Below are 12,361 nucleotides of genomic sequence, written 5' to 3'. Positions count from 1 at the left end.
GGCCGGACCGACATGACCGACGCCCGCAACGGCTTCATCGCCGACGTCGATCCGGCCTTCGCTCCGGACGTGGATGCGGTCTTCCAGGGATGGGAGGCCATCCGAAGGACTTGGGAGCCCTTCGATACCTACGTGCGGAGCATGGCGCAGGACAACCGGAGGCTCGGCGGCCCTGAGATCCGCGCCTTCGTGTCCGAGTTCGAGGAGACGCTCCGGCGCAGCGGCATGAACGTGGTCTCCGCCCGGATCGACGGAACCGTGCCGGGCAACATGGCCGACGGCGCGGCGTACGAGGTCGTGGCGGCGAGACCGGACCACTTCGTGCACACGCATCGGACGTTCTCGCTCTCGAGCATCCACCTGTTCGCATCGCGCGGCCGGGTCTGGCTCAGAACCTACGAGAACCCGCTGCTCTGGCGGGTCGACCACGTCCCCGAGCGCGTCCTGTTGCGCGCCGGCGAAGAACTGGAAGACCCCACGCTGCTGGTCGCGCGTCGGCTCTTCCAGGCGGCTCCCATGATCGCTGCGGCAAGAGAGGTGTGCCGCGGTCTCGGGAACCCGACCTTCTACATTCCTTTCGGGACAGGCATGCTGGCCGGCAACTTCCGGTCCGTGCGAGGCATCGATCCGCGTCAGACCGGTACCGTGATCCTGGACTACGGCCGCAACGGCTCCTTCTTCAACGCCTATTCCAGGGCGTTCCGCGCCGACGAGGCCATGGTCGACGCCGGCGACCCGTACGCCTTCGCCATGGCGCGCACGTTCCTCGGTCAGGAGGAGAAGGACTACTGGTGGGAGCAGATGCGCCGGCGCCTGGACGGCGTCGAGCGCAGCTTCGAAGCCTCGACCAAGGCGGCTCTCGCCAGCATGTTCCGGCCGTTCTCGATGATCGACCCGGTCCCGCGCTTCCGGCCGGATCCCGCGCTGGTCGCGGCGGTCAGAGACGTCTACGCCGATCCGAACTTCCGCCACCACTTCCGGCGGACGTGGCACCGGGACATGCCGGGCGGCTCGGCCGCGGACGACGCGCGGTCTCCGGCCCCCATGCAGCGCACAGGCTGACCTAAGGGACTCCAGGCCCTCGTCGGGGAGCGGTTGCGGATTGCGGCGGATAGCTCGCGAGATAACGCGCGCGCTCCCACAGATCGATGCCGTGCCCGTTCGGCAGTCCGCTGGCCAAGGCCTTCGCCTCGTCGTCCGTGCCGGCGTCGAGGATCCGGGTGCTCTCCACCGACCCGTCGTGGTTCAGGCTGAAGATGCGGTAGACCCGCGGGCCGGGATCGGCCTCGTCTATGCTGGTGGGAGAACCCGACATGTGCTCGTCCGGTCGACGCCGGCTTCGCGTCCCAGGATCCGCCTTTGCACAATCGAACCGCGCCCGCACCACGGAAGAACACGGATACTTTCCCGATGGCGCGATTTTGAACAAGACTCCGTCGATCGTATAAGGATCTCATAAATAGATGCGGCGGAAACGTTGCCGATCATTTCCGGACGCCCGGCGGCGCGCCTGAGATCTCGTTGCGTGTTGCTCTCCGATGCACGGCCGATGACTGCATGAGGACATCGGCCGACTATCCCGGGATGCGGGAGCTGTTCTACGCTAACGGCGTCCTGCGAGACCGGCCGCTTCGAGAGCCGCCTTCAGATCGGCGTCGCCGACGGGAGCCCCGGGGGTGCCTGCGACGGGCGGAATGGACCGATCGCGCGCAGCGGCCGGTTCCGCGATGCTCGGAGATGCGGCGACGCTCGGGGATTCGGGCGGGAGCGGAGCCGGTTCGGGTGGCGGCTTCGGCCGTTCGGCCTCGATGATCTTGCCGAGCCGCGTTTCGGCGTCCAGACGCCGCACGTCCTGCGAGGGGGACGACTTCTTGCCGGCGACGGCGTCCGCGGCGAACTTCGCGAGCCTCGGGGCGGCGTCGACGACCCAGGGCCCCTGGAACAGGAACTCGCCCCGGCCGCCTTCGGCCGCGAAGATGCGGAAGGGATCGCCGCCGGCGGTTACGAAGATGGAGAGCCTCGGATAGTCCTCGACCACCCTGTACGGGCCGAAATCGAAGCAGCGATAGTAGCCGGAGGTCTCCGCCGGCTGCATGTCGAGCCCGCAGCGGACGTAGCGGCCCGAGTCCATCAGGGCCTTGGCGGTCCTCACGATGGCCGAGGCGTCGTCGGCTCGCGCAGGCGTGGCGTGGATCGCGAGTAGCGCGAGCAGCACGAAGGCCGCAGACGGAGAATGGCGACGAAGGCCGGCCCCTTTCCGCCGCATCGCAGGAGCAGCGGCCGCCTGGGCCGGACGGGCGGCGCCCGGAAGATCCGTGGTCGTCACGCGGGTGGCATCCTGTGGCAGGTGGCGCCGGCGAAATCGACGTGGTCGACGACGTCGCCGGTCAGGGCGGAGCCGTTCCAGCAGACGAGATGACGGCAGGCCCGCCATTCGACCCGTCCGCCGCCGAGGAAGATCAGGGTCACCTCCGCATCGGCCGTCCGCCAGATCAGCGTGACGCGGCCGAACTCGTCGCCGCCGACCTCGGTCGGCCTGCGCACCACGCGGCCCGCCGCCGCCGCGAAGCGGAGGGCGTCGGACCTGCTGCTCTCGACGGTGTCGCGGGCGCTCGCGACCGCTCTGGCGAGGCCGCAGGAAACGAAGGGTATGACCGTGGCGGTCATTGAGGGCGACGGCCCTCCAGCAGATCGATCTCGCGCAGGCGCAGAAGCATCTCCATCGCGTGGAGATAGAGGTCCGCCCCGGGGTCGGATGCCTCCTCGGTCCCGGCGTCGCCGGCACCCGCGTTCAGAAGCTGAAGGATTGAGACTTCCTCCACCGACAGCATGCGGCCGAGCACGCGACGAAGCGATTCCCCGAGCTCCTGACCGCCGGCGACGTCCTCCCGGATCTGCCCGACGGCGATGCCGAGAGGCTTGTCCTCCTGATTCTTCCGGAGGCACGCCTGCTCGAAGATCTCGAGCGCGGTGCCGAGCTTGGTCCGGCTGCGGAAGGCGAAGGCGAGGACGGCGTAGATGCGGGTCCGCTTCTCGGGTCCGAGCATGGGGACGAGCGCGCCCCGGTTCGGGACGGACGGAGCGTCGTGGGGCTCCACGACGGGTTCGGGTCCCAGCGACATGTCCCGCCACTCCTTTCAGATGATGCGCGTCGAGCATGCGGCGAGAGCGTTGCCTCGTCAACGTCGTTCCTTCGGACCCATCTCATAGAGTGAAGGAACGGCGAATGGCCGCGCTTCCGTCGCCGGAAAACGGCAGAACATAAGCTCGGCCGTCGAGTTGACATCGTTGCCCTCCGTCGCGACGGTGCGGGCAATACTGGCGTGCCGGCACCGCGGGCCTACATGCCGAAACGCGTATCTCGGAGTGTCTGGATGTTCGGGGATCGGCGTTCGCCGCGGGTCGACGAAATGTGGCTCGAACCCCAGGCCTCGGCACAGAAGGTGCGCGAGGTGGCCGCGAACCTGGCGGCGGTGACCGTGGATCCGCTCTGCGACCGGATGGCCGCCGCGGCCGCCGCCGGCGGCCCGGACGCCGCCCACGCGGTCGGTACGGCACTGGTCCTCAGCGCGCTGGACGCATCCGCCCTCGACGGCGACATGCGCCGCACCCTTGGTCTCTCCTGGCTCTGGGTCGCCGCGTGCCGCGGTCACGCCGGCTCCAGGATGGAGCTCGGCCGTGCGATTTCGGCGGAGACCGCATCCGAGGAACCGCGCCGTCCCCAAGCCGAGCTTTCGGTGCTGGCGCAGCATTGGTTCGGCGCCGGCACATCCTCGGGTGCGACCGAACCTCGAATTCCGGGCGATGCCACCCGGGCGTCCCGCGGCTCCGGCGGCCGCGTCGTCGGCGACAGGCCGCCTCGGGTGACGCCTCCGCAGCCGCTGACCGAATTCACGCGCGATCCTGTCGAGGCGGAGCGGGTACCCGTCCCGTCGTCGCCGCGACGCGGCAGGCTCGTCCTGCCGCACGGCATCGGCGACGCGAAGTCGGCCGAGGGGGTGGCGCTCGCCAAACGGTATGGCGTCCTCGTCGACGGACCGGTTCCGTGCGTCGGGCGTGTCCCGGCCCCCGGAGAGATCCTGGAATTCTTCGACAGGAAGTGGCCCTGGGCGATGAACGTCGCCCGCCATCTGCAGAACCAAGCCGACCAGATGACCCTCGCCGGCATCGGGCAGCAGGGCGACCCCGTCTACGGCTTCAACACGGGCTCGGTCACCCTCGATCCCATCCTCTTCGTGGGCGACCCCGGGTCCGGCAAGACGCGCCTCGCCAAGGCCGTGGCCGATCTGTTCGGCGTTCCGCGGCTCCTCGTGCCGTGCGGCGGATCCGCGGACCACGGCGGTCTCTCCGCCTTCTCCCGGGGCTGGTCGACCGCGCGGGCATGCGCGCCGGTCCAGGCGATGGCAGAACACCGATGCGCCAACCCGGCCATGATCCTCGACGAGATCGACAAGGCGAGCCGTCCCGGCGGCCAGAACGGCAGCATCATGGCGACGGCCCTGTCGATGCTGGAGGAGGCCCAGGAGTACTACGACTCCTGCCTGATGGCCCCGGTGGACCTCTCAGGCATCAGCTACTTCGGCACGGCGAACGACGACAAGCTGCTCGACGCGGCGTTGCTGGACCGCTTCGACGTCATCCGCATTCCCAGGCCCGAGACCAAGCACGTACCGGCGATCCTGGAGACGATCCGGGAGGACGTCATCGAACGGCTGGGCATCCATCCGTCGGCGTTTCCGGAGACGACCAAGGAGGACATCCGCCGGTTCCGGGAACTCTTCGAGCGGTCCAGCGGGTCGCTCCGCGTGCTCAGGAAGGCGTTCCGATCGATGCTCGGGGTCAAGGCCGGCCTGCAGGTCCGCGCCGACATGGACCAGGACCGCGTGCTCAACTGACGGAAGGCCAGGGGGCCGGGAGAGCGCCGTCGCGGACAACGCTGCGGCGGGTTTTCCCTTGCAATGCAATTCGGCGCCCCGGTCCGCCGGCATGCTCCTCCCACGCCAATCGGGCGTCGAGGAGCATGGACATGACGAAATCCAAGGACGCCTACGAACTCGCGGGACGGCTTCTCGACGGCCTGGACGGACTTCCTTCCGGTCCGGTCCTGAAGAGCGAACTGGCGCGCCGCCTGGCGGCAGATGGCCTTGCCTGTCTGCCAGCCGTCGCCCCGTCGGATCCGGAACGGGTGGTGCGGTCCCTCGACCATCATTTCAGGCTGGCGATCCGGGTCGCGGCCCGAGGCGCGGTCGACGTCCCCATCCGCTTCCTCAGGACCAACTGGAACGACGACCGGTGGATGACCTCCTACAGCGGGACGGGGGAGAAGGACTGGGTCGAGACGATCGGCCGGATCGGGCGCGAGGCCTTCGCCGAACACGTCCGGCAGCTTCTCGATGGCGCTATCGGCACGGGATTCGAAGTCGGGTTCGGTCTCGGACGGACGAGTTCGGCGACGATCAGCATGAGGCGGCTCGCCTACGTTTAGGCGTTTTGGCCGAGACCCCGTGCCACCGATCCCGTGCCGTGCGAAGCGGTGCGGTTCCGACTAGGCCGTGCCGCTGAGGATTGCGTCCGAGCGGAGTCGCGTGAGCAGCATCTCAAGCGCAGCCCCCTGCTCCATGCGCGCGATGTCGAGCGCCTCGATGGCTCTCCGGGTGCCGACCCCGTCCACGCGGATGATGGTCGCGAGCTCGCGGCTGGCCCTCGATAGCGACGTAAAGCCGAGCAGGCCGCCCGCGGAGACGATGTCGTGGGCCTGCCGGCGGACCTGTTCCCAATCGCCGACCCCGGTCGGGTTGCCGTTCCAGGCCTCTTCGAGCTGCGTCCGGAAGGACAAGAGCAGCCCCTCGGCGACCGAATGCCCCATGGCGAGTGCGAGCTTGTCGTAGATCGCGGGGTCCTGGATCTCCGTATTCGGCAGCGGCCACGATGCCTGCCGCGGCAGCGGCGCCGGTCGCCGCATTGCGTAGCGGTCGACCGCGGCGCGCAGCTCCTCCGGCGAGAACGGCTTGCCGACATGGCCATTCATGCCCGCGACCGTCACCGCGGCGACGTCCCCGCGCATCACGTTCGCCGTCATGGCGACGATCGGCACCCGGGATCGGCCGCCGCCCATGGCCCGGATCCGCCGGGTGGCCTCCAGGCCATCCATGAGGGGCATCTGCACGTCCATGAGGACGAGGTCGTAGTCGTGGCTGCCCACGGCCGTCACCACGGCGGCTCCGTCGCCGACGACGTCGACCGAGTGCCCCCAGGACCGAAGGAGGGCGACGGCGAGATCCCGATTGGTCCGGACGTCCTCCGCGAGAAGGATCGAGAGGTTCTCGGCGTGCGGCATCGTCGGCAGCCCGCCGGCGGCGTCCTTCGAGACCTCGGTCGCCGGAGGCAGATCCACCTCGAACGCGAAGACCGATCCCATTCCCGGGCGGGTCGAGACGGTGATCGCTCCGCCCATGAGTTCGACCAGATCCTTGCAGATCGACAGGCCGAGGCCGGTGCCCCCGAAGCGGCGCGCAGTGGAGCCGTCGACTTGGCTGAAGCGCACGAACAGGCGATCGAGCTTGTCCTCCGGGATGCCGACGCCCGTGTCCCGGACCTCGAACCGGATGCGGTCCGACTCCGGTCCGAGGCGCAACGCGGCCATGGTCACGGCCCCTTCCGCCGTGAACTTCACCGCGTTCGAGAGCAGGTTCAGGAGAATCTGACGGAGGCGGACGTCGTCGCCGGCGACTGTCTGCGGCAGGTCGGCGCCGAGTTCGACCCTGAAGTCGAGGCCCTTCGCGGCGGCCTCCTGGCGCAGGAAGTCGGCAGTCCGTTCGATCATCTGCCGGAGGTCGAATGGGCGCGGATCCAGCTCGAGGCCGCCGGCTTCGAGCTTCGATACGTCCAGCACGTCGTTGACGATCGACAGCAACGTCCGCCCCGCGTCCTGGACGATGCGGGCGTGCCGCGTCGTCTCCCGGGTCCGCAGGTTGCCGCTGTCGATCATCAGGCCCGTGAACCCGATGACCGCATTCAACGGGGTCCGGAGCTCGTGGCTCATGGAAGCGAGGAAGTCGGACTTCGCCCGGCTGGCATCCTCGGCCTGCCGGAGGGCCGCTTCGGTCTGCTCCCGGGACATCCGCAGATCGGCCTCGATGGAGCGGCGTTCGGTGACGTCCATGATCGCGCCGAGCACGGCCGTTGGAGTACCGGCGGCGTCGCGCTCGAACAGGTTGCGGACATGGATCGTCCTCGTCGAACCGTCGGGGCAGACGATGCGGTACTCGTGATCGGTGTCGCGGACGTCGGCGAGGGCAGCCTTCCACCAGTCGACGAAGCCTCTGCGGTCGTCGGGATGCACCTGCGCCGTCAGCGACTCCATCGTGAGGACGAAGGCGCCCTCGTCCAGGCCGTAGATCCGATAGGCCTCGTCGGACACGCGCAGGCTCGACCTCCTCAGATCGAGGTGCCAATGGCCCACCTTTGCGAGACGCTCCGCGGTTGCCTGCAACCGGCTGCCTTCCCGCAACGCGCCTTCGTTCCTCTCGAGCGCGACATGGGCCTCGCGGAGCATCGCGGCCCTCTTTCGCCGCAGCTCGAGCTCGCGCATCAGCACCATGAGGAAGATGAAGCCGGCGACCGTCGTCGCCACGCCGACCAGGAGGACCGGCTTCCGCTCGGCACCGTAGCCGCCCATCACGTCGTCGTACCGACGCGACACTATGACGACGAGCGGGTACCCGCGCACCGCCTGGAAACCCAGGAAGCGGCGCTGGCCGTCGAGAGGCCCGACGCTCTCGTCCGTTCCCGCGACGCTCCCGGGTGCCAGCGCCACGGACCGGCCGGACGGACCGTAGGCCAGGAAGTTCATGTCGTAGATCGCCTCGTCGGCCGGGTAGCGGGCCCGCACGATCCCGTCACGTCCGGTGACGGCGACGACCCCGTGGGGTCCGACGTCGTATTCCTTGAACCGCGCCGCGACGCTGGAGGGGAGCATCGAGACGAGGAGGATGCCCGCGAATTTGCCGCCCGGGCGCTCCAGGCGCTTTGCCACCTGGATAACCCGCTGGTGCGACAGACGGCCGATCATGGTAGGTCCGATGTAGATCTCCCGCGCGCTGCCGACCGCGAGGGCCCGGAAGTAGGCGCGGTCGGCCACGTTGACCTTGACCGTCGCGGGGTCGGCCACGAGCGAACCTGAGACCAGATCGCCCTTCTCGTTCCAGATCGAGACCTGATTTGCGACCTCCTTCAGGGAGGTTGCGCGACGCATCCAGGCGGCGAGATCGAAATCGGCGGGCGAGCGCTCGAACTCGTCCTGCATGATGCTCATGATCTGATCGACGCCGACGAACAGACGCTCCATCTCGGCGCCGACCGCGTTCGCCAGATTGAGCACGTCCCGGTGGGCCTGATGCTTCGCCGTCTGCGTGCTGATCCGCAGGTGGTGGAAGATGCCGCCCCACATCAGCGCGAAGGTGCAGATCGCGCCGACCAGCACGGCGATCTGGAGCCTGTGGCTCCGATCGGACTCGGACAGGAGCCACTTGCGCGAACGAGCCTGTCCTTCCTTGAACCCGACGGACATCCCGCTCCGTTCCAACCTCGTTCCCGCCGCGCGGTCCCGGGCCTGCAACTCGGGACCGGCCCTCCGGCGGACCATGCCGTCGTTTGGACTCCGATTATGGCCGGATGTTTGCCGAGGAAGCCTGTTCCCAACGAACAACGTCCGGATGGTTACTGAAGGGAGGTGGCTCTCCAGCAGTCGAAGCCGCCCGCGACTGCCGGGGCGCGAATGCATCCGCAAGTCTCGCCGCCAGTAGCGGAGGGACTGCGTTCCCGATCTGCCGGGCCATCGCATCCAGCGATCCCTTGAAGACGAAGTCGTCCGGAAAGGACTGCAGGGCCGCGGCCTCCCGCACGCTGATGGCCCGGTCCTGGCACGGATGCGCGAACCGCCCGTTCGAGATCGAGATGCAGCGGGTCGTGAGCGCCGGCGCGGGGCGGTCCCAGGCCATGCGGCCGTAGGTGTCGGTGTAGCCGGCCGCGGTGCGGTGGCAGGCGAGGCGGAGCTCGTCCGGCCAGGATCTGCGGTCAGCTTCGTGCGGCGTCGCCCTGATCCGCGCGAGGTTGATCTCCGACAGCCCTGCCGCCCGGTGGTTGGGAACCGACGGATCCTCCATCCCGGCGGCGATCGCGGGCAGATGTCCGATCGCGTCGCGGACGGTGGCGTGAGGCGTCAGGCCGGGCCCGTGACTGGCGGCCGGCAGCGAGACCGGACCGAGCCTGCTTGCGAGCACGACGAGGCGAGGCCGGTTCTGGGGAACGCCGTAGTCCGCGACCTGGATCGTATGCACGTCGAAGGCGTAGCCGAGATCGGCGATCTGCCTCAGGAACGCGTCCAGCGGCCCCGTCGACGGGCGGTGCTGCTCCCGGATGGCGGGCACGTTCTCGACGAGAATGAACTCGGGCTTCAGTCCCTCGACGAAGCGCACCACCTCGCCCAGCAGATCCGCCCGCTCGTCCAACTCCCTTTTCTGCCTGTTCTGGCGGCTGAAGGGCTGGCACGGCGCGCACGCGGCGAGAAGCAGCCCGTCTCCACGTCCGATGCGGTCGACGACGCCGAGAAGATCTCGAACCTCGACCCGTCGGATGTCGGCCGCGATCGTCTTCGCCTCCGGGAAATTCGCGGCGTAGGTCTCGAGCGCGCCCGCGTCGATGTCGACGGCCGCGATCGGAAGCATGCCCGCGAGCCGCAGGCCGCAGCTCGTTCCCCCGGCTCCGGAGAACAGGTCGACGACGCGGATCGCCATCTCAGGCCGCGATCCGGCGGTCTTCGAGGGCGGCGAGCTCGGCCTCCGTCTTCAGGATCGCGCGGCCGATCGCTTCGCTGATCTGCGGGACGACCGCGTCTCCGAAGGCGCTGCACCATTGGCGAGCCAGCCGGGAGGGAATCCCATCAAGACCTCGTAGAGCGCGGCCAAGGCGCGTTCCGGCGTCGATCCACGGAGGATCCTCCGGAAAGAGGTGATCGGATCCGAGCCGTCCTGCTCCTCCCTTGTGCGGGGCGAGGCGAACAGGCTCCGGAGGTTGCCGCCCCGCTTCTTCTCCGCGTTCGGCTCGATGGCGCCGCCGTCGATCTCCGACTTGGTCGGCGTCGGCAGGACCCCCAGGGCGCGCATCCGCCGGCGCGAGTTGGATCCGCCCTCCAGGCGCACGGAACCCTGCTGCTCCTGCGCGAGCGGCGTCGGCATTAGGGCTCGTGGTGTAGGCGAGGATCCAGCATCTCTGCCGGCGGTGAAGATGGCCGGCGTGCCAAGCACCCACCACGAGCGGCGTTGGGGCGTAGCCAAGCGCTTCCAGGTCGGCGAGCACCCGGTCAGCGCCCCGAGTTCGGAGGTTAGGTGAGTTCTCAATAGCGACCCAACGCGGTCGGCACTCGGAGACGAGGCGGACGAGCTGCTGGAAGCCGTTGCCGGAACGGGCGCCGTCGAGGCCTCGGCCTCTGACGTTGGCTGCGGACACGTCCTGGCAGGGAGGGCTTCCGACGATGGCGAAGGGAAGGTGCCCGACGTCTGCCAGAAGGCGAGCTGCCGAGAGTCCGGCGACGTCCGGGTAGAGCCTCGCGTGCGGGAAGTTGGCGCCGTAGACGCCGCGTCGCCAGGGGTCGATCTCACAGGCGGCGACCGTGCGGAAGCCCGCCCGCTCCATGCCCAGGCTCCAACCGCCGCAGGCGCCGCAGAACAGATCCAGGGTGGTTGGTGCAGACATTCATCCGGGTCAGGGCGCGTGCCCTTCGGCGGCGATGCGGCGGCGCAGGGCCGTACCGACCGCGCCGGGGCGGCAATAGGGGGCATGCGCGTCGGCCAGCAGCTGGGCGACCGCGCGCGTGCGGCGGTGATGGGCCATGCGCGTCTCGATCGCATCGACGATCGCCGACATCCGTCCGGCGTCCGGCATTGGGATCATGATCCGACGATCAGGCATGGCCTGCTCCCTCACGCGTTCCGTCCTGCAGGCATCGACGCTCACGAAGGAATGAGACCGAGAATGCCCGCGTTTCGATGGAATGGCAACGACCCATTCCTTCATGGGTTCCTTGCCTCTCCGCCGGAACGAGCTATTGCCGCAGCGTCGTTTCCGGCGGGTAAAGCATGGGGCGCCATCGAGTCCCGACATGGACATCCATGGCTGCCGGGTGCGCCGTCATCATGTCGGCCGCATCCGGTGCCTCGCCACGCACCGCGCCGGCATCCGGTCCGGCCGTCCGGCGAAGCGGTGCCGGCGCAGGACCCGAAGGCAGCGGATGTCGGCCCACTCCTTCTACGGTTTCTTCCCCGTTGCTTCAGATGGGGCATTTGCGCGATCGAAATTTCCGACCTAATAATCCTCGCAGGCCTCCGCCGGACCCGATTTCGAAGGAACGAGCGGCCCCCTGGGCCTTCACCAGCACGTCGCTCCGGCGACAAGGAGTGGTACTATGAAAGCCATGATGCTCCGCGTCGCTGGACGCGGCCATGAAGCCCGCCGCGAGTTCGCGCTCGTCCGTGCGGCAGCCCGCCGTCGGGGTCTGACCCTGATCGAGACCGCGATGGTGCTCGCCATCGCGGCGGTGTTCATCGCCGGCGTGATGCTGTTCTTCCAGAACGCCTCGATCTCGGCGAAGACCAACGAGGCGACCAGCCAGCTGGCGGCGATCCAGCAGGCCGTCCGCACCGTCTACGCCGGCCAGGCGAGCTACGACAGCGGCACCGGTTCGATCGTGCAGGGCCTGATCGCGACCCGCTCGGTCCCCGCCAAGATGGTGAACACCTCGACCCAGACGCTCCGCAACGCCTTCAACGGCGACGTCGACGTCCAGCCGGTCGCCAACGGCGCCAACTTCGACGTCGTGTTCAACGGCCTGCCGTCCGACGCGTGCGCCAAGATGCTGACCATGGACTTCGGTCGTGGCCTGCTGCAGGTGAGCGGCTCCCCCAGCGCGCAGACCGCCGGCGGCTCGGGCGGCTCCTCCGGCGCGACCGGCCCGATGACGCCCACCGACGCCGGCGAGGCGTGCGGGAACAACAACACCTCTTCGATCAAGTGGACCTTCTTCTAGGATCTCCGCTCGATCCGATCGTCGAGAGGGCGCCGCGAGGCGCCCTTTCTCTTTGTGCGGCCCCTTTCCTCAAAATGGACGTTGTCGCTGGACGGTCCCTCGTGTTCGCGACTTGCCCCAAGGGGGTGACGCCAACGAAATAGACGGCACCCACCAACGAAGTTTGCGCCTTTGCGCCGCGAACTATTCAGGCACCATCTGGATTATTCCGACGTTCGCGAGCCTGGACCGCGTTCGACTCCGAATTCCCGTGCAACTCCTGGCGAACGACTCCGGTTC

12 protein-coding genes and 1 pseudogene are annotated in these 12,361 nt (G+C 68.6%); 4 read left to right on the top strand and 9 right to left on the bottom strand.

Annotation, left to right across the window (positions count from 1 at the left end):
- Positions 1-12 precede the first annotated feature (12 nt).
- A complete protein-coding gene (locus tag PQI07_RS25460; RefSeq protein WP_274927825.1) occupies positions 13-1,062 on the top strand; it encodes a hypothetical protein in 1,050 nt (349 codons plus the stop codon).
- 1 nt (position 1,063) lies between these two features.
- Here PQI07_RS25460 and PQI07_RS25455 read toward each other — a convergent pair whose 3' ends face one another.
- The 4 genes from PQI07_RS25455 to PQI07_RS25440 all read right to left on the bottom strand — a co-directional run bounded on the left by PQI07_RS25455 (position 1,064) and on the right by PQI07_RS25440 (position 3,122).
- Complete coding sequence (locus PQI07_RS25455; protein WP_274927824.1) at positions 1,064-1,315, bottom strand: hypothetical protein; 252 nt, start codon at positions 1,313-1,315, stop codon at positions 1,064-1,066.
- A 288-nt stretch (positions 1,316-1,603) separates the two neighbouring features.
- A complete protein-coding gene (locus tag PQI07_RS25450) occupies positions 1,604-2,326 on the bottom strand; it encodes a hypothetical protein (RefSeq protein ID WP_274927823.1) in 723 nt (240 codons plus the stop codon).
- Positions 2,323-2,667, bottom strand: a complete 345-nt coding sequence (locus tag PQI07_RS25445; protein WP_274927822.1) for a hypothetical protein — start codon at positions 2,665-2,667, stop codon at positions 2,323-2,325. The genes PQI07_RS25450 and PQI07_RS25445 overlap by 4 nt, the downstream gene beginning before the upstream one ends.
- Positions 2,664-3,122 carry a hypothetical protein gene (locus PQI07_RS25440; protein ID WP_274927821.1) on the bottom strand — a complete coding sequence of 153 codons (459 nt, stop codon included), beginning with the start codon at positions 3,120-3,122 and terminating at the stop codon, positions 2,664-2,666. The genes PQI07_RS25445 and PQI07_RS25440 overlap by 4 nt, the downstream gene beginning before the upstream one ends.
- A 252-nt stretch (positions 3,123-3,374) precedes the next feature.
- Between PQI07_RS25440 and PQI07_RS25435 the strand changes: the two genes are divergently transcribed.
- Both PQI07_RS25435 and PQI07_RS25430 read left to right on the top strand, forming a co-directional pair.
- Entirely contained in the window at positions 3,375-4,895 is a 1,521-nt protein-coding gene (locus PQI07_RS25435) for an AAA family ATPase (protein WP_274927820.1), read from the top strand.
- Positions 4,896-5,026: 131 nt separating this feature from the next.
- On the top strand, positions 5,027-5,485 hold the full coding sequence (locus tag PQI07_RS25430) for a hypothetical protein (protein ID WP_274927819.1): 459 nt from the start codon (positions 5,027-5,029) through the stop codon (positions 5,483-5,485).
- Positions 5,486-5,545: 60 nt separating this feature from the next.
- Here PQI07_RS25430 and PQI07_RS25425 read toward each other — a convergent pair whose 3' ends face one another.
- The 5 genes and pseudogenes from PQI07_RS25425 to PQI07_RS25410 all read right to left on the bottom strand — a co-directional run bounded on the left by PQI07_RS25425 (position 5,546) and on the right by PQI07_RS25410 (position 10,968).
- Positions 5,546-8,569 (bottom strand): ATP-binding protein, encoded by a 3,024-nt coding sequence (locus PQI07_RS25425; RefSeq protein WP_274927818.1) that lies wholly within the window; start codon positions 8,567-8,569, stop codon positions 5,546-5,548.
- Between the two features lie 94 nt (positions 8,570-8,663).
- Positions 8,664-9,794 (bottom strand): DNA cytosine methyltransferase, encoded by a 1,131-nt coding sequence (locus tag PQI07_RS25420; RefSeq protein ID WP_274927817.1) that lies wholly within the window; start codon positions 9,792-9,794, stop codon positions 8,664-8,666.
- A 51-nt stretch (positions 9,795-9,845) separates the two neighbouring features.
- Positions 9,846-10,235 carry a hypothetical protein gene (locus tag PQI07_RS25415; RefSeq protein WP_274927816.1) on the bottom strand — a complete coding sequence of 130 codons (390 nt, stop codon included), beginning with the start codon at positions 10,233-10,235 and terminating at the stop codon, positions 9,846-9,848.
- A gap of 58 nt (positions 10,236-10,293) precedes the next feature.
- A pseudogene (locus PQI07_RS37905) lies at positions 10,294-10,692 on the bottom strand (DNA cytosine methyltransferase); the annotation flags it as partial.
- Positions 10,693-10,761: 69 nt separating this feature from the next.
- Entirely contained in the window at positions 10,762-10,968 is a 207-nt protein-coding gene (locus tag PQI07_RS25410) for a hypothetical protein (protein ID WP_274927815.1), read from the bottom strand.
- 493 nt (positions 10,969-11,461) lie between these two features.
- Here PQI07_RS25410 and PQI07_RS25405 point away from each other — a divergent pair, with 493 nt between their 5' ends.
- The gene (locus tag PQI07_RS25405; RefSeq protein ID WP_274927814.1) at positions 11,462-12,082 is read left to right on the top strand and encodes a type 4 pilus major pilin; all 621 of its coding nucleotides are present in this window, start codon (positions 11,462-11,464) and stop codon (positions 12,080-12,082) included.
- The last annotated feature ends 279 nt before the right edge of the window (positions 12,083-12,361 follow it).

This window comes from Methylobacterium sp. 092160098-2 (genome assembly GCF_028920805.1).
GTDB lineage: Bacteria > Pseudomonadota > Alphaproteobacteria > Rhizobiales > Beijerinckiaceae > Methylobacterium > Methylobacterium fujisawaense.
This window is presented reverse-complemented; position numbering and strand designations above follow the sequence as displayed.

What these genes read in the sequence shown, in the direction of transcription:
- PQI07_RS25460 (WP_274927825.1), top strand. Translation starts at nt 13, where the DNA reads ATGACCGACGCCCGCAACGGCTTCATCGCCGACGTCGATCCGGCCTTC.
- PQI07_RS25455 (WP_274927824.1), bottom strand. Translation starts at nt 1,315, where the DNA reads ATGTCGGGTTCTCCCACCAGCATAGACGAGGCCGATCCCGGCCCGCGG.
- PQI07_RS25445 (WP_274927822.1), bottom strand. Translation starts at nt 2,667, where the DNA reads ATGACCGCCACGGTCATACCCTTCGTTTCCTGCGGCCTCGCCAGAGCG.
- PQI07_RS25440 (WP_274927821.1), bottom strand. Translation starts at nt 3,122, where the DNA reads ATGTCGCTGGGACCCGAACCCGTCGTGGAGCCCCACGACGCTCCGTCC.
- PQI07_RS25435 (WP_274927820.1), top strand. Translation starts at nt 3,375, where the DNA reads ATGTTCGGGGATCGGCGTTCGCCGCGGGTCGACGAAATGTGGCTCGAA.
- PQI07_RS25430 (WP_274927819.1), top strand. Translation starts at nt 5,027, where the DNA reads ATGACGAAATCCAAGGACGCCTACGAACTCGCGGGACGGCTTCTCGAC.
- PQI07_RS25425 (WP_274927818.1), bottom strand. Translation starts at nt 8,569, where the DNA reads ATGTCCGTCGGGTTCAAGGAAGGACAGGCTCGTTCGCGCAAGTGGCTC.
- PQI07_RS25420 (WP_274927817.1), bottom strand. Translation starts at nt 9,794, where the DNA reads ATGGCGATCCGCGTCGTCGACCTGTTCTCCGGAGCCGGGGGAACGAGC.
- PQI07_RS25415 (WP_274927816.1), bottom strand. Translation starts at nt 10,235, where the DNA reads ATGCCGACGCCGCTCGCGCAGGAGCAGCAGGGTTCCGTGCGCCTGGAG.
- PQI07_RS25410 (WP_274927815.1), bottom strand. Translation starts at nt 10,968, where the DNA reads ATGCCTGATCGTCGGATCATGATCCCAATGCCGGACGCCGGACGGATG.
- PQI07_RS25405 (WP_274927814.1), top strand. Translation starts at nt 11,462, where the DNA reads ATGAAAGCCATGATGCTCCGCGTCGCTGGACGCGGCCATGAAGCCCGC.